This is a genomic window from Vogesella facilis (genome assembly GCF_042648525.1).
Taxonomy (GTDB): Bacteria; Pseudomonadota; Gammaproteobacteria; order Burkholderiales; family Chromobacteriaceae; genus Vogesella; species Vogesella facilis.
Genome location: NZ_JBHRXN010000032.1, coordinates 16,121 through 32,415, shown reverse-complemented (window position 1 = coordinate 32,415; position 16,295 = coordinate 16,121). Strand labels below are relative to the sequence as shown.

General features: G+C 69.6%; 14 protein-coding genes. 11 read left to right on the top strand and 3 right to left on the bottom strand.

Going from position 1 to position 16,295, the window contains the following annotated elements; translation table 11 throughout:
* The first annotated feature begins 40 nt into the window (after positions 1-40).
* The 8 genes from ACFOLG_RS13765 to aguA all read left to right on the top strand — a co-directional run bounded on the left by ACFOLG_RS13765 (position 41) and on the right by aguA (position 8,875).
* On the top strand, positions 41-223 hold the full coding sequence (locus ACFOLG_RS13765) for a hypothetical protein (protein ID WP_386092808.1): 183 nt from the start codon (positions 41-43) through the stop codon (positions 221-223).
* A gap of 197 nt (positions 224-420) precedes the next feature.
* Positions 421-1,590 carry an efflux RND transporter periplasmic adaptor subunit gene (locus ACFOLG_RS13760; RefSeq protein WP_386092807.1) on the top strand — a complete coding sequence of 390 codons (1,170 nt, stop codon included), beginning with the start codon at positions 421-423 and terminating at the stop codon, positions 1,588-1,590.
* A 2-nt stretch (positions 1,591-1,592) separates the two neighbouring features.
* The gene (locus ACFOLG_RS13755; RefSeq protein WP_386092805.1) at positions 1,593-3,539 is read left to right on the top strand and encodes a MacB family efflux pump subunit; all 1,947 of its coding nucleotides are present in this window, start codon (positions 1,593-1,595) and stop codon (positions 3,537-3,539) included.
* A 10-nt stretch (positions 3,540-3,549) separates the two neighbouring features.
* On the top strand, positions 3,550-4,920 hold the full coding sequence (locus ACFOLG_RS13750; protein WP_386092803.1) for a TolC family protein: 1,371 nt from the start codon (positions 3,550-3,552) through the stop codon (positions 4,918-4,920).
* Between the two features lie 254 nt (positions 4,921-5,174).
* Complete coding sequence (locus tag ACFOLG_RS13745; protein WP_386092802.1) at positions 5,175-5,627, top strand: MarR family winged helix-turn-helix transcriptional regulator; 453 nt, start codon at positions 5,175-5,177, stop codon at positions 5,625-5,627.
* A gap of 15 nt (positions 5,628-5,642) precedes the next feature.
* A complete protein-coding gene (locus ACFOLG_RS13740; protein ID WP_386092800.1) occupies positions 5,643-6,560 on the top strand; it encodes a LysR substrate-binding domain-containing protein in 918 nt (305 codons plus the stop codon).
* Positions 6,561-6,759: 199 nt separating this feature from the next.
* The gene (locus ACFOLG_RS13735) at positions 6,760-7,674 is read left to right on the top strand and encodes a LysR substrate-binding domain-containing protein (protein WP_386092798.1); all 915 of its coding nucleotides are present in this window, start codon (positions 6,760-6,762) and stop codon (positions 7,672-7,674) included.
* A 94-nt stretch (positions 7,675-7,768) separates the two neighbouring features.
* The gene (aguA, locus tag ACFOLG_RS13730) at positions 7,769-8,875 is read left to right on the top strand and encodes an agmatine deiminase (RefSeq protein WP_386092796.1); all 1,107 of its coding nucleotides are present in this window, start codon (positions 7,769-7,771) and stop codon (positions 8,873-8,875) included.
* 101 nt (positions 8,876-8,976) lie between these two features.
* Here the strand turns inward: aguA and ACFOLG_RS13725 are convergent, their stop codons facing one another.
* From ACFOLG_RS13725 to ACFOLG_RS13715, 3 genes are all read right to left on the bottom strand, one after another.
* The gene (locus tag ACFOLG_RS13725; protein WP_386093255.1) at positions 8,977-9,291 is read right to left on the bottom strand and encodes a cupin domain-containing protein; all 315 of its coding nucleotides are present in this window, start codon (positions 9,289-9,291) and stop codon (positions 8,977-8,979) included.
* A 381-nt stretch (positions 9,292-9,672) separates the two neighbouring features.
* Positions 9,673-10,722, bottom strand: coding sequence for an HD-GYP domain-containing protein (locus tag ACFOLG_RS13720; RefSeq protein ID WP_386092794.1), 1,050 nt, complete (start codon positions 10,720-10,722; stop codon positions 9,673-9,675).
* A gap of 130 nt (positions 10,723-10,852) precedes the next feature.
* A complete protein-coding gene (locus tag ACFOLG_RS13715; RefSeq protein WP_386092792.1) occupies positions 10,853-11,752 on the bottom strand; it encodes a LysR family transcriptional regulator in 900 nt (299 codons plus the stop codon).
* 177 nt (positions 11,753-11,929) lie between these two features.
* Here ACFOLG_RS13715 and speB point away from each other — a divergent pair, with 177 nt between their 5' ends.
* The 3 genes from speB (at position 11,930) to ACFOLG_RS13700 (ending at position 16,287) form a co-directional block, all read left to right on the top strand.
* Complete coding sequence (gene speB / locus ACFOLG_RS13710; RefSeq protein ID WP_386092791.1) at positions 11,930-12,907, top strand: agmatinase; 978 nt, start codon at positions 11,930-11,932, stop codon at positions 12,905-12,907.
* A gap of 60 nt (positions 12,908-12,967) precedes the next feature.
* The gene (locus tag ACFOLG_RS13705) at positions 12,968-14,479 is read left to right on the top strand and encodes an aldehyde dehydrogenase family protein (RefSeq protein ID WP_386092789.1); all 1,512 of its coding nucleotides are present in this window, start codon (positions 12,968-12,970) and stop codon (positions 14,477-14,479) included.
* Between the two features lie 299 nt (positions 14,480-14,778).
* Positions 14,779-16,287: a purine-cytosine permease family protein gene (locus ACFOLG_RS13700; protein ID WP_386092787.1), complete on the top strand. Its 1,509-nt coding sequence runs from the start codon at positions 14,779-14,781 to the stop codon at positions 16,285-16,287.
* Positions 16,288-16,295 lie beyond the last annotated feature (8 nt).

Sequence of the window (16,295 nt, the reverse complement as noted above, 5' to 3'; positions counted from 1 at the left end):
CTCTCGTCTTGCTGCCGCCCGGCACTGGCCGGGTGTACCGATGTTTGGCAGCAATAAATTGATGTCAATTATGCCGAGGGCGCTCGCGGCGAAAATGCAAAATTTGGCGGTTTTGTTACGCGATCACGCCTATTTTTTGGTTTTTGTTCCGCCTGATTGGCGTGCCGGCGGCGGTTCGCGCAGCCGTCGTTGGGCGGTCGGCGGCAAAATTCAAGCAGCATAGGGTGGGCGCGATTGGCGTGGCTGGAGGGGCGGTGGGCCGACCCGGCTGGCGTTCTAGCCGGCGCGTGGCGCATGCGGCCAACCTTTACTGCCTTGACACGTTGGCCGCCGGTCGCCGGCTACTTGTATCGGCGGTGACATACAGTGGGTAAACCGGCGATACCCGCCGTGGCTGTAATGGCCGCCACGGAGGTATCTATGGTTCAACTCGATCCGCGCCGGCCTGGCCGCCAGCCCTGGCGCAAGCGATGGTTTGCGGCGGCGGCGCTGCTGTTGCTGGCGGTGGCCGCCTGGTGGCAGGCACCGCGCGCGGCGCCGGCACCGCAGCGGCTGACGCAGACGGTAACGCTTGGCCGGCTGGAAAAAACCGTCACCGCGCAGGGCTCGCTGGCGCCGCGCGACTATGTGGATGTCGGCGCGCAGGTGTCGGGGCAGATCAGCAAGGTGTATGTCGCCATCGGCGAGCAGGTCAAACAGGGCCAGCTGCTGGTGCAGATCGACGCCGAGTCCTACCAGACCAAGGTGGATAGCGACCGCGCGGCGGTGGACGACCTGCTGGCGCAGCGCGACAAGCAGCAGGCCACGCTGCAGCTGGCGCGCCAGGCGCTGGCGCGGCAGCACGGGCTGGCCAGCGCCGACGCCACCAGCCGCGAGGCGCTGGAAACGGCGCAGGCCGAGCACGATGAAGCCGCCGCCACGCTGCGGTCGCTGACGGCGCAGATCGCCAAGGCGCGCGCCACGCTCAAGGGCGACGCCGTCAGCCTCAAGTACACCCGCATCTACGCGCCGATCGCCGGCACCGTGGTGTCGCAAAGCTATCTGCAGGGACAGACCATCAACTCCAGCCAGAGCGCGCCGACCATCCTGCGCGTGGCGCGGCTGGACCCGATGACGGTGGAGGCCAGCGTGGCCGAGGCCGACGTGCCGCAGCTCAGGCCGGGCATGGCGGCCTGGTTCACCACCCTCGGCGACAGCCAGACCCGGCACCGGGCCACAGTGCGGCAGATCAAGCCGACGCCGACCACCACCAACGACGTGGTGCTGTACACCGTGCTGCTGGACGTGCCCAATCCGGCGCAGCAGCTGATGATCACCATGACCGCGCAGGTGTTCTTCCAGCTCGACCAGGTCAGCGGCCTGCCGGTGGTGCCGATGGCGGCGCTGAAGCCGCTGTCGCAGGACGGGGTGCATTACCGCGCGCAGGTGCTGGTGGACGGCAAGGTGCAGGAGCGCAAGGTGGTGGTGCGGCTGGCCACGCGCAGCCAGGCGGCGATTGCCAGCGGGCTGCGGGCTGGCGACGAACTGATCCTGGCCAGCGACAGCGGCAAGAGCAGCGGCACGGCGATGCCGCCGCCGCCCGGAGGCTAGCGATGAGCGCGATGCTGACTTTGCAGGGCATAGGCAAAAGCTACCCCGCCGGCGACGGCCACAGCAGCGTGCTGCACGATATCGAGCTGAACATCCAGCGCGGCGAGTTCGTCGCCCTGCTGGGGCCGTCCGGCTGTGGCAAGTCCACGCTGATGCACATCCTCGGCTGCCTGGACCGTGCCAGCAGCGGCCGCTACCTGGTGGCCGGCCAGGACGTGGCGGCGCTGGACGCCGACGCGCTGGCCGCACTGCGCTGCCGCACCTTCGGCTTCGTGTTCCAGCGCTACCACCTGCTGGCCACGGCCAGCGCCTGCGACAACGTGGCGCTGCCGGCCATCTACGCCGGGCTGGGCCACGGCGAGCGGCAGCAGCGCGCGCGCCAGCTGCTGACGCGGCTGGGGCTGGGCGAGCGGCTGCGGCACAAGCCGGCGCAGCTGTCCGGCGGCCAGCAGCAGCGGGTGTCGATCGCCCGCGCGCTGATGAACGACGCGCCGGTAATCCTGGCCGACGAGCCGACCGGTGCGCTGGACAGCCACACCGGCGGCGAGGTGCTGGCGCTGCTCAAGCAGCTGCACGCCGAAGGCCGCACCATCGTGCTGATCACCCACGACCTGGACATCGCCAGCCACGCCGAGCGCATCATCCGCCTGCGCGATGGCCGCATCGAGGCGGACAGCGGCAGCGTGGCGCCGGCCGCGGCGCAGGCCGCCGGCAAGGTTGGCCGCACGCCGCTGCCGGCGGCGCGGCTAACCTTGCCGGCCCGCGTGTGGCAGGCGCTGCAGATGGCGATGGTGGCGCTGCGCGCCAACCTGTTCCGCACCGCGCTGACCCTGCTGGGGGTGATCATCGGCGTGGCGGCGGTGGTCACCATGCTGGCTATCGGCAATGGCAGCAAGGCCGAGGTGCTGGAGCGCATTGCCGCCATGGGCAGCAACCTGCTGCTGGTGCGCCCCGGCGCGCCCGGCGTGCGCCCCAGCGGCAACATCGCCACGCTCACCGCCGACGACGCCCGCGCCCTCGCCAGCCTGCCCAATGTCGACGGCGTGGTGCCGATGCGCAGCGGCAGCGGCACCACCCTGCGGCTGGGCAACCGCGATTACCAGAGCGAGATCCAGGGCGTGTGGCCCAGCTATCCGCAGGTCAAGAACTGGGCGCTGAGCCGCGGCGCGTTCTTCGGCAGTGCGGAGGAGCAGCAGCAGGCGGCGGTGATCGTGCTGGGGCAGACCGTGGTGGACAGCCTGTTCCCGCTGGGGCAGAACCCGGTCGGGCAGTACGTGATGGTGGCCAGCATTCCGTTCGAGGTGCTGGGGGTGATGGCGAAGAAGGGCGCCAACAGCTTCGGCCAGGACCAGGACGACGTGGCGTTCGTGCCGCTGTCCACCGCGCAGTCGCGGCTGCTGGGGCAGCGCTATGTCAGCTCCATCACCGTGCGCATGGCCAGCATCGACAAGAGCAGCGTGACCGAGCAGCTGATCGGCAACATCCTGCTGGCGCGGCACGGCAGCGAGAATTTCCAGGTGCGCAATACCGCCTCGCTGGTGGAGATGATCACCAAGACCCAGAACACCCTCACCCTGCTGCTGGGCTCGGTGGCGGCGATCTCGCTGCTGGTGGGCGGCATCGGGGTGATGAACATCATGCTGGTGTCGGTAACCGAGCGTACCCGCGAGATCGGCCTGCGCATGGCCACCGGTGCGCCGGTGGGCAGCATCCTGCTGCAGTTCAATGTCGAGGCGGTGGTGGTGTGCGGCCTGGGCGGGCTGATCGGCATCGCCATCGGTTTGCTGGCGGTGTGGGGACTCAAACTGGCGGGGGTGTCGGCGGTGTATTCGCTGCTGCCGCCGCTGCTGGCGTTCAGCTGCGCCTTTGTCACCGGCTGCGTGTTCGGCTACCTGCCGGCGCGCAAGGCGGCGCAGCTGGACCCGGTGGTCGCGCTGGCGGCGGAATAGGATGACGACGATGCGGTGGATGGTAATGCCGGCAGCGCTGCTGCTGGCTCTGGGCGGCAGCCCGGTGCTGGCGGCCGGGGCGGCCGATTTGCCCTTGCAGCAGGATGCCTGGCGCGACAGCGGCGTGCCGTGGCAGGCGCCCCGCAGCCAGGCTGACTGGTGGCTGGCGTTTGGCAGCCAGCGCTTGCCGCAGCTGCAGGCGCAGGCGCGTGCGGCCAACCCCGGCCTGCTGTCGGCGCAGGCGGCCATTGCCAAGGCGCGGGCCACGCTGGCGGAAACCGCCGCCGACGGCAGCGTGCAGCTGAGCGCCAGCGCCAGCCGCCAGCACAGCGGCGGCGCCAGCAGCAGTCAGCTGGGGCCGGCGCTCAGCTACAGCGTGGACTGGTGGGGCCAGCAGGCGGCACAGCACCAGGCCGCGGCCGTGCGCCTCGCGGCCAGCGAGGCCAGTCGCGATGCCACGGCGCTGACGCTGGAGAGCGAAGTGGCGCGGCAGTACTTCTCGTGGCTGGCGCTGCAATGGCAGCAGCAGCTGGCCGCGCGGCAACTGGCGGCCATGCAGCAGCGCAGCGCCTTGCTGCAGCAGCAGGTCGCGCAGGGCAGCAAGGCCGCCTACGAATGGGCGGCACTGCAACAGGATGTCGCCAGCCAGACCGCCAGCGTGGCCACGCTGAACTTGTCGCTGCAGCAGGCCTTCGCCGCCCTGGCGGTGCTGTGTGGCCAGACGCCGCAGGACTTCCGCCTGTCGGCCGATGCGGCGCTCGGCGCGGAGGAACTGGCCGCGCTGCAGCAGCCGTATCCGGCGCCGCTGCAGCCGGCCGCGCTGCTGCTGCAGCGGCCGGACATCCGCGCCGCCGATGCCACGCTGCAGGCGGCGCAGGCGGATATCGCCGCCGCGCGCGCCGCCTTGTATCCGACGCTGACTTTCAGCTGGCAGGGGGTGCTCAGCAAGGTGGCCGGCGGCCCCAGCCAGTGGGTGGCCACCGCCGCCGGCGCGCTGGCCGCCACGCTGTACGACGGCGGCCGCCTGCGTGCCGGCGTCCGCTATAGCGAAGCGGAATGGCAGCTGCAGCTGCAGGCCTGGCGCAGCACGGTGCTGGCGGCCATCGCCGAGGCGGACAACGCCATGCAGGCCATGGCCGCCTACCGCCAGGCGATGACGGCGCTGGACGCGCAGCTGCAGGCCGCCGAGCAGCAGCAACGCGCCAGCGACGCGCGCTACCGGCTGGGCGCCATCGACAAGGCCAGCTGGCTGGCGCAGCAGGAGGCCACGCTGGCGGTGCACCAGAGCTGGATCGAGATGCGCGGCAAGCTGCTGTCCGCCAGCGCCAGCCTGTACGAGGCGCTGGGCGGCGCACCGCAGGCGGCGCCGGCCGGCGGCTAGTTGGCCGCAGCGCTGCGGCGCACTCTCTCCGCAGGTACGCAGCCTGTTGCGCGGTGCTCGCGTTGCCGGCGGTTCGGGCCGCGCGCTGACGTCCTGGGCCGGGCAATGCGCGCGCTGCGCGACCCGCGCCAGCCTCTTTTCGCCAGCGACGTCATTTGCCTGACGCGCCCGGCGCCGCAGCGGTAAAATCAATCTCAACATGCCTGATATTGATGGCCGGCAAATGGCGGCGCTTGATGCCGCAAGGATGAGCAATGGATACCGACACGCTGGCGCCGGACGCCACGCAACGGCCGCTGGGTATCGCCTACCTGATCGGCCGGCTGGAGCACGTGCTCGGCCAGCAGCTGCGCGACAGCCTGGGGCAGCACGGCCTGACCGCCAGCCAGTACAGTATGCTGTCGCTACTGCAGGCGCACGGCCAGCTGTCCAACGCGCAGCTGGCGGAGCGCTCGCTGGTGTCGCCGCAGGCGGCCAATGAGATGGTGAAAGTCATGCAGGGCAAGGGCTGGATCGAGCGCGAGCCGGACCCGGGCCACGGCCGCATCATCAGGCTGCGGCTCAGCGCCAGCGCGCTGCCGCTACTGCTGGCCTGCGACCGCGCGGTGGCGCAGCAGGAGCAGCGCATGCTGGCCGAGGTCGCGCTGGACGAACGCCTGCAGCTGCAACAGCTGCTGCAGACGCTGCTTAGCGGGCTGGCGCATTGAGGGCGGGAGCACGACATGGACCTGAAACAGATCGAATACTTTGTGCGCGTGGCGGAGCTGGGCAGTTTTACCCGCGCCGCCATCGTGCTGGACATCGCGCAGCCGGCGCTGAGCCGGCAGATCCGCCAGCTGGAGGTGGAACTGCGCCAGACGCTGCTGCTGCGCAACGGCCGCGGCGTGACGCTGACCGAGGCCGGCAAGCTGCTGCTGGAACATGGTCGCGGCGTGCTGCACCAGGTGGAGCGCACCCGCGAGGAGCTGGGCCGCGTGCGCGGCGCACTGGCCGGCAAGGTGGCGCTGGGGCTGCCGCCCAGCCTGTCGCGCGTGCTGTCGGTGCCGCTGTCGCGGGCGTTCCGCGCCCGGCTGCCGGAGGCCGCGCTGGCGATCCGCGAGGGGCTGTCGGCCAATATGCTGGAAGCGCTGCGCAACGGCCGGCTGGACGTGGCGCTACTGTACAACCCGGTGCCGGCGGCGGACATCGACATCCTGCCGCTGTGCGACGAGGCGCTGTACCTGGTGGAGCTGGCGGACGACGGCACGGCCGGCGGGCCGGTGACGCTGGCGGAGCTGGCGGCACGGCCGCTGGTGATACCGTCGCAGCCGCACGCCATCCGCATGCTGGTGGAGTCGGAGCTGGGCGCGCGCGGGCTGCGGCCAACCGTGGCGCTGGAAATCGACAGCGTGCCGGCGATCCTGGAGCTGGTGGCCGATGGCGCCGGCTGCGCGGTGCTGTCGCGGCTGGCGGTATCGGTCAGCGACAAGGCCGCGCGCCTGCGCCTGCGCCAGATCGGCGAGCCGGGGCTGTGCAGCCGCCTGGCGCTGGTGGTGAGTGCGCACCGCCCGCGCACCCTGACGCAGCAGGCGATGCAGGAACTGCTGCGCGAAATGCTGCCGGCCATCATCGAAGGCAAGCCACTGCCACCGGCGCCGTGACGGCGCTGGCGGCGCGTGGCTATCGCAAATCGCTATACCTGCGCGCTGGTCTGTAGCACGTGGTAGGTCTGCGGCCCGCGGATGCGGCCCGTGCCGCCGCGCGGCCCTGGCTGTACGCGCCGGCTCCGGCGGCTGCAAAAGCGCGTGCCCCCGCTGCCGCGGTTGGCCGCCGGCGGCGGCGATGCGGTAATCTGCCGCCATGCGAAAACTTCCTCCCCTTGGCGCGCTGCGGGCGTTCGAAGCCGCCGCGCGGCATGGCCACTTCGGCAAGGCGGCCGACGAGCTGTGCGTGACCCACAGCGCCATCAGCCACCAGGTGCGCGCGCTGGAAGCGGCGCTCGGCAGCGTGCTGTTCGAGAAGCACGGCCGCCAGCAGCGGCTGACCGACGCCGGCCAGCGGCTGTGCTATTCGCTGCAGCAGGCGCTGGACATCATGGCCGAGGCCTGCGGCACGGCGGCGGCGCCCGGCATGCACGGCGCGCTGAAGATCTCGGCGCCGGCGGAGCTGGCGCACCGCTTCTTTCCGCGCCTGATCGGCGATTTCGCCCAGCGCCACCCCGGCATCACCCTGCACCTGCTGGTGCACGACAGCGACGCCAGCGAGATCAACCCCGCCGCCGACATCACCATCCTGTACGCGATGGGCGACAGCGACTGGTCGCGCTACTGGGTGGTGCCGTTCCGCGCCATCGAGTTCTTTCCGGTGTGCCACCCGTCGCTGATCGAGGGCGAGCAGGCGCTGCGCCAGCCGCAGGATCTGGTGCGCTACTGCCTGCTGCACGACGACGCCGACGGCAAGACCTGGGCCACCTGGCTGGGCGCCCATGCCGCCAGCCTGGCGCCGCCGGCGCGCAACATCCACTTTGCCCATTCCGGGCTGGCGATCGAGGCGGCACTGCAACAGGGCGGGGTGTGCCTGGCCGACGAGCTGACCGCCGGCGACGCGCTGAAAAGCGGCCGCCTGATCCGCCCGTTGCGTGGCGCGGTGCCGTCGCCCGGCAACTACTACCTGCTGGCGGAGCGGCGCAAGCGCGACGATGCGCGGCTGGCCAGCTTTGTCGGTTTTGCCGGCCTGGCGCGCTACTTGTGTGAAAACGATTCACCTATCCCGTAGATTTCATCATTAGTCGGCGAGAAAAATTCACCCTACGCTGTGCCTGGCCTGGCGGCATGTTGCCGCCGGCCATCCATCCTGCCGGAGTTTCCGCATGGCACAGACGCTGACTTCCCTTCCCCGTAACGACGGTTTTCGCTGCCCCGGCGAATTCGAACCCAAGGCCGGCTGCTGGCTGGGCTGGCCGGAGCGCCCGGACGTGTGGCGCCACGGCGGCAAGCCGGCGCAGCGGGTGTGGGTGGACATCTGCACCGCCATTGCCGACAGCGAGCCGGTGACGGTGTGCGCGTCGGCGGCGCAGTATGCCAACGCCCGCGCCATGCTGCCGCCGCAGGTGCGGGTGCTGGAAATGAGCGTCAACGATGCCTGGTTCCGCGACACCGGCCCGGCCTGGCTGCTGAACGACCACGGCGCGGTACGCGGCGTGGATTTCCAGTTCAACGCCTACGGCGGCCTGGACGGCGGTATTTATTTTCCGTGGGATCGCGATCAGCAGATCGCGCAGAAGATCCTGGAGGCCGAGCGCGCCGAGCGCTACTGCGCGCCGTTCATCGCCGAGATGGGCGGCATCCAGTGCGACGGCGACGGCACGGTGCTGACCACCGAGCAATGCCTGCTCAACGCCAACCGCAACGCCCGGCTGGGCAAGGAGGCGATGACGCAGTTGCTGCTGGATTACCTGGGCGCCAGCAAGGTGATCTGGCTGCCGCGCGGCTGCAAGTTCGACGAAACCGACGGCCATATCGACGACCTGGCCTGCTTCGTACGCCCCGGCGAGGTGGTGATGCAATGGAGCGACGACCCCGCCGACCCGCAGTACGACATCTACCAGCAGACCTACCGCATCCTGGCCGCCAGCACCGACGCGCGCGGCCGCCGGCTGAGCATCCACAAGCTGCCGGCACCGGCGCCGCTGGTGTGGACGGCGGAGGAGGCCGCCGGGCTGGATCACGGCGAGCACGCCATGGCGCGCGTGGCCGGCACCCGCATCTGCGCCTCCTACATCAATTACTACCTGGGCAACCGCGTGCTGCTGGTGCCGGAATTCGGCGACCCGAACGATGCGGCGGCGCAGCGCGTGCTGGCCGGGCTGTTCCCGCAGCAGCGGGTGATCGGCATCGCCAATGCGCGCGAGATACTGCTGGGCGGCGGCAGCCTGCACTGCATCACCAGCGCGCAGTACGCGCCGCAGCGGCGCTGAAGCGCTAGCCGGCTGCGGCCAACGTTGGCCGCAGCCGTGGGCGGCAGGCGCGGCGCATGGCGCGTGGGGCGACGCCGGGCCGGCCCGCCTCGGCGAGCGGCTTACTCGCTGCCGGTGCGCTCGATCACCAGGATGCGCGCCTCGCCTAGCGGGTGGGCGACGTGTTCGCAGCCGGCGGCGGCGTGGAAGATGTCGCCGGCCTGCAGCTGCAGCACCTGCTCGTGGCGCGCGGCATCCAGGTAGTGCATGCGCACGCGGCCATCCAGCACCACGAACAGCTCCTCGCCGTCGTTGACGTGCCAGTGGTAGGGCTGGTCGGTCCAGTGCAGGCGGGCGCTGGTGCCGCCGATATTGGCGATGTCGCGGGCGCCCCAGGCACGGCTGGCGGTGAAGTCGCGGGCGCGGATCAGTTGCATCATATTGCTCTCCGGTTGGGCGGCCGCTGCAAGGTTGGCCGCAAGGCATCAGCAGAATCAGCCGCCATTGTGCCGGCCGCCGCACCGCCTGCCTGGGGGCGTTCGCGCCGCGTGGCGGACCGATCGCGCCAAACTGCGCGCCGCGATGCACGGCTGGCGCTGGCAGGGGGAGGGGGCGGTGGCGCCTTGCCGTTGGCGCGTGCGCGGCGCTGGTGAGACGGGCTTACGCGCCGGGTGGCGGCGGCCGGACGGCGCAGGTGCATTGCCAGCGGGTGGTGGCGGCGAGCTGTCCGGCAGCACTCTGCGCGCCGGCAGGGAGGTAGCGGAACAAGGGGCGGCAGGGAACGATGCTGGCGCTAGCGGCCTAGGCGCGGGCGGTGCTCAGGCCGGCAGCGGCCACAGCGGGCCCAGCTTGTGCAGGTGGCGCGCTTCCACCTGCACGCTCAGCTGGCTGGCGATGGTGCTGCCGTCGGCCGCCAGCCGCTGTTCCAGTGCGCGTAGCGGCGCCAGCTGCGGCTGGTTGAGCTGCTCGCCCTGCGCCACCACCATGGCGCTGTCGCCGCTGGCCAGGCGCACGAAGCTGCCGCTGGGGTAGACCCCGAGCAGCTTGACCAGCTGCGTGGTGTAGCGCGGCTCGAACTGCTCGCCGCCCTGGGTATACAGCTGCGCCAGCGCGCGCTGTGCCGGCACCGGCTGGCGATAGCTGCGCGGCATCAGCTTGGCGGTGGAAATGTCGATCACCCGCAGCAGCTGCGCCAGCGGCGAGGTCTGTTCCTGGCGCAGGTGGAAGGGGTAGCCGTTGCCGTCGAAGCGCTCGTGGTGGCCCAGCACGCATGGGTGCAGCAGCGGGCTGTCGAAGCCCAGCTCGCGCAGCAGCGCCGAGCTGACCAGCGGGTGGATCTCCAGCCGTTTGCGCTGGCTGGTGCTGAGCGGGCCTTCGTGGCGCGCCAGCTCGTTGTGCAGCGTGGCCGAGCCCAGGTTCATGCACAGTGCGGCCAACGTCAGGCTGTGCTGCTCGTCCGGCGGCAGCTGCAGCGCCGGCCCCAGCAGGCCGGCCAGCAGCGCGGCGTTGATGCCGTGCTGCGCGGTGTAGTCCTGCCACGGGCACAGCATGATGGCGGCGATGGCACCATCCGGTGCGTGGCGCAGCAGCGCCTGTAGCCGCGCCAGCAGCGCGTCGATGTCCTCGCCCTGCAAGCGCGGCGGCGGCAGGTACAGCAGCTGGCCGAAGTACGCCGCCAGCGCCTGGACTTCCTGCAGCGCGTTGGGCTGGCGCGCGGGTACCGGCGGCAGCGGTTTGCCCTGGTGCGGCGCATACAGGCGCTGGCGGAACTTGTCGCTCAGCGCAAAGTGCCAGTCGCCGTGCTGCAGCAGCCGGTTCTGCACGAACAGGCTATCCGGCAGGCGGTAGTGTGTGGGGTCTATCGTCATGGTTGATCGCGGGATGCTTGCCGGCCGGGGCGCGTGGCCGCCGCCGTGCCGGGCCGCGGCGGTGGGCGCCGGCGGCGGGAAACCGTTTCACTTTACCGGCAATGCTTGTTGAATGGAACCGCGCCGCCGCTCACGGCTGCGCCGGCAGCAGGTCGGCCAGGAAGGCGCGCAGCACCGCCGACTGTGGCGTGCCCTTGCGGGTGATGGCGTTGAACGGCCAGTCGGAGTGGAAGCGCGGCGGCGCGATCTGGCGCATGTCGCCGCTGTCCACCCAGCGGCGGGCGTAGTGGATGGGCAGAAAGCCGATGTAGGCGCCGGACAGGATCAGCATCGCCTGCGCCTCGATATTGTCCACCGTGGCCGCCGCCTTGCGCGCCTGCAGCTGCTGCAGGTCGTGCTGCTGCAGGTAGCCGCGCGCCACGATGTGGCCGGCGGCGATGCGCTCGAACAGCCCCGGTTCGGCATCGTTGGCCGCAAACAGCGGGCTGTAGCGGCTGCAGAACAGCCCGTCCGGCTCCTGGTACAGCTGGCTGTAGTCCAGGCCGGCCACCCGCAGCGGGAAATGGCCGATGGCGATGTGCAGGCGGCCGTCCAGCACCCGTTCCTCCAGCTCGGCCGGCATGCCGATGTAGACATCCAGATGCACGTCGTGGCCGCGCGCCACGAACTGGCGCAGCGCGCGCGCCAGCGGCGAGTCGGCATCGCTGATGGTGTTGTCGATGATGCCCAGGTACAGCTTGCCGGAGATGTGCTGCTTCAGCGCGCTGGTCTCGGTGCAGAAATTGTCCGCCGCCAGCAGCAGGCGCTGCGTCGCCTCGTAGGTGGCCTGGCCGTGCTCGGTGAGGCGGAAGCCGCCGCGGCCGCGCTCGCACAGGGTGACGCCGAGGCGGGTTTCCAGATTGGTCATCTGCTCGCTGATGCTGGACTGGCTCATGTTCAAGGTGGCCTGCGCCGCGGAAAAACCGCCGCATTTCACGATGGTCATGAACACCCGCAACAGCTTCAGATCCACGTCCTGCAGTTGTTTCATGCTGCGCCTCCCGCGCTGGCGGCCGTGCTGCCGGCCTGGCTGCTGTCACTTCGGCAATGCCGATGTGAGTATCTGATCTTTCATATTTTTTCGACACGAATCCCTGCGCATAGTCATGGAAACACGGGGCGGCTTCAAGCCCCGGCCCGGCAGCACAACACCTACGCGGAGAGAGAAATGTCGAACAACAGTTACGAGGGCGGCCGTCTGGACCTGCCCTTTGTCGGCCACTGCACCTTTGCCAAATCCCCGGTCTGCCTGGACTGGGAACGCATCGATGCCGACGTGGCGATCCTGGGCGCCCCCAACGATATGGGCACCCAGTGGCGCGCCGGCGCCCGCTTCGGCCCGCGCGGCATTCGCGAGGCGTCCACGCTGTTCTCCTTCGGCCATGCCGGCGCCTACGACCATGAAGACGACGTGATGTACCTCACTCGCGAGGACGTGCGCATGGTGGATGTGGGCGACGCCGACATCGTGCACACCGACATGGCCAGCAGCAATGCCAATATCGAGCTGGCGGTGCGCAAGATCCTGGCCTCCGGCGCCATGCCGGTGGTGCTGGGCGGCGATCACTCCATCCACGCGCCGGTGATCAAGGCGTTCGAAGGCCGCGGCCCGATCCACATCCTGCACATCGACGCCCACCTCGATTTCGTCGACGAGCGCCACGGCGTGCGCTACGGCCACGGCAACCCGCTGCGCCGCGCCTCGGAGATGGACCACATCGTCGGCATGACCCAGCTGGGCATCCGCAATGTGTCCTCCTCCAACCGCGACGACTACGCCGCCGCCCGCGCCGCCGGCTCCACCGTGCTGTCGGTGCGCCAGGTGCGCGCACTGGGTTGCGACGGTGTGCTGGCGCAGATTCCGGATGCGGCCAACTACTACATCACCATCGACATCGACGGCTTCGACCCGTCCATCGCGCCTGGCACCGGCACCCCCAGCCACGGCGGCTTTCAGTACTACGAAGTGCTGGAAATCATCCAGGGCCTGGCCAAGCGCTGCCAGGGCCGCATCGTCGGCATGGATCTGGTGGAAGTGGCACCGGCTTACGACCCGACCGGGGTGACTTCCATCCTGGCCGCCCAGCTGCTGATGAACAGCATCGGCTTCATCTTCCACGCCCGCGCCGAAGCCCGCCGAGGCTGAACAGCACCTGTCGCGCCAGCCCTGCGTAGAGAGGGCGGTGCTGAAAAAGAGGAGAACAACATGGATCAAGTCGTACAGCAGTACCTGGACCGATACGGCGTGTCCGCCGCCACCCGCGCATTTCTGGCCAAGCCGCAGCGCATGTTCATCGGCGGCCAGTGGCTGGAGGCTGCCGACGGCGCCTGTTTCGAGGTGACCGAGCCGTCCACCGGCGGCCACATCACCCGCGTGCCGTCCGCCAGCGTGGCCGAGCTGGACCGCGCCGTGGCCGCCGCCCGCGCGCAGTTCGATGGCGGCGAATGGCGCCAGCTCAAGCCGCTGGCGCGCGAGCGCCTGCTGCAGCGCCTGGCCGACCTGATGGAACAACACGCCACCGAGCTGGCCGAGCTGGAAGCCATCGACATGGGCAAGTCGGTGGCCTTCGCCCGTGATATCGACGTGCAGGGTTCGGTGGATACCATCCGCTACTTTGCCGGCTGGGCCAGCAAGCTGCACGGCCGCACCGCCGAGCCGGCGGCGCTGCCCGGCAACTACCTGGCCTATACCCGCAAGCAGCCGCTGGGGGTGGTGGCCGCCATCGTGCCGTGGAACTTCCCGCTGCAGACCATGGTGTGGAAGCTGGCCGCCGCGCTGGCGGTGGGCTGCACCATGGTGATCAAGCCGGCCGAGCTGACCTCGCTGTCCACGCTGCGCTTCGCCGAGCTGGTGCAAGAGGCCGGCATTCCGGATGGCGTGGTCAACATCGTTACCGGCCGTGGCAGCGTGATCGGCGCGGCGATGAGCAGCCACCCCGGCATCGACAAGCTCTCCTTCACCGGCTCCACCCCGGTTGGCCGCAAGGTCGGCGCTGCCGCGGTAGAGCAGCTCAAGCATGTGACGCTGGAGCTGGGCGGCAAGTCGCCGGTGCTGGTGCTGGCCGATGCCGACCTGAAGGCCGCCGCCGCCGCGGTGGTCAATGGCGTGTTCTTCAATGCCGGCCAGGTGTGCGATGCCGGCACCCGCGTCTATGTGGCGCGCAGTGTGTACCAGCCGTTCCTGGACGAGCTGGTGGCGCTGACCCGCGAGCTGAAGATATCTCCCGGCCTGGACCCGGACTGTTACATCAGCCCGCTGGTGTCGGCGCAGCAGCAGGACAGCGTGCTGTCCTACATTGCCAGCGGCATCGAGGAGGGCGCCGAGCTGCTGTGCGGCGGCAAGGCGCTGCCGGGCAAGGGCTTCTTCGTGGAGCCGACCATCTTCGCCCACTGCCGGCAGGAGATGCGCATCGTGCAGGAGGAGATCTTCGGCCCGGTGCTGGTGACCCTGCCGTTCGACGACGTGGATCAGGCGGTGGCGCTGGCCAACGACAGCGAATACGGCCTGGCGGCGGCGATCTATTCCAACGACCTGGGCCTGGTGCACAGCCTGATTCCGCGGCTGGATGCCGGCATGGTGTACGTGAATGGCCACGGCACCATCGACCCGGCGCTGCCGTTCGGCGGGGTGAAGGGCTCCGGTTTCGGCAAGGATCTGGGGCCGGAGCAGCTGGAGCATCTGATGGTCAGCAAGGCGGTGTGGATCACGCTGCCCTGAGGCGGGAGGGCGGTGGCCGGTAATGATGACCGTGCCACGCCCGCCGGCATGGACGATGATGAAAGCAGGAGGAGCGCGGCGCCGCCATAGCGGGCGCGCCGCAGCAGGGCCGGCAGCGGCAGTTTGCCGCGACGGTCCGCTCCTTCAGCACGCATCTCCAGCCGGCCGGGGCAAGGTTGGCCGCAAGCCACCGCCCGCCCTTCGCCGTGACGCGCCGCCCAGCGGGGCCGCTGCGTCGGCTGCCGCCCGCCCGCCGCTGAGCGGGCCGGACCGGCGCATGAGAAATGCGAGGAGATACCATGAAATCGAACGCGCAACATTCTGCATCCCAGGCTGCCGCCAAGGGCAATCTGGATATCGAGGGCCGCTCCATCGACTTCGTTCCGGAGCATGAGCGCACCGACAAGCTGTCTACCCAGGGGCCGTTCTGGTTTGTCGGCAACTTCACCTTCTTCACCATGACCATCGGCTTCGTCGGCCCCAGCGTGGGCCTCAGCTCGCTGTGGACCACCATCGCCGGCACGCTGGGCATCATGTTCGGCACGCTGTTCATGGCGTTTCACGGCTCGCAGGGGCCGCACCTTGGCCTGCCGCAGATGATCCAGTCGCGGGCGCAGTTCGGCTATCGCGGCGTGGTACTGGTGCTGCTGGCCACGCTGTTCGTGTTCGCCGGTTTCAATATCGTCAACCTGGTGCTGATGATGCAGGGGCTGAACACCCTGTTCCAGTGGGGGCCGCTGCAAGTGGGGCTGGCGGTGACGGTGCCGGCGACCATCCTCGCCATCCTCGGTCACGACTGGATGCACAAGACCTTCAAGTGGTCACTGTTCCTGTCGCTGCCGCTGTACGGCATCGTCACCCTGGCGGTGCTGCTGGGCTGGATCCAGGATGCGCCGCTTGCGGCCAACGTGCCGGCCGCCGCGCCGCTGGGCTTTACCTGGATCGGCTTCATCGCCCAGTTCGCCGCCGGTGCCAGCTACAACATCGCCTACGCGCCGTATGTGTCCGACTACTCGCGCTACCTGCCGAAGAACACTCCCAGCGGCAAGCTGATCGCCGCGGTATTCCTGGGGGCCTCGCTGTCCGGCGCGTGGATGATCGCGGTGGGCGGCTGGCTGGGCGAGCACCTGCATGCCACCGACGTGCTGGTGGCGCTCAACAGCGTCGGCGCCAGCTTTGCGCCGCAGCTGGGCAGCGTGGTGGTGGCGGTAACCATCCTGGCCTTCCTGCCGGTGATCGCCATGAACATCTACAGCGCCAAGCTCACCGCCATCACCGGGGTGGACTCCTTCCGCAAGGTGAACCCGACCGCCACAGTACGCATCTGGGCCATCCTGTTCGTGGTGTGCCTGCAGCTGGGCGTGGCGATGAGCATCTACACCTCCGGCTCCGGCCTGTCGGTGCTGAATATCTACCTGGTGGTGATGCTGTACTTCCTGGTGCCGTGGACGGCGGTGAACCTCACCGACTACTTCTTCGTGCGCCGCGGCCGCTACGCCATCCCGCACTTCTTCCTGCCGCACGACAACCTGTACGGCCACTGGGGCCGCCGCGGCCTGCTGGCCTACCTGATCGGCTTCCTGGCGATGATTCCGTTCTTCACCATCTTCAACGGCCCGCAGGAGGTATTCGTCGGCCCGCTGGCCCGGATGATCGGCAGCGTGGACCTGGCCTGGCTGGTGGGGCTGATCGTCTCCGGCATCGCCTACTACCTGCTGTGCCTGTCGCTGGACCTGGATAAGGAAGAGGCGGTGATCCGCCACATCGAGCAGCACTCCCCGCAGTACACCACCGGCGAAGGCTGGTAAGCCCCGAA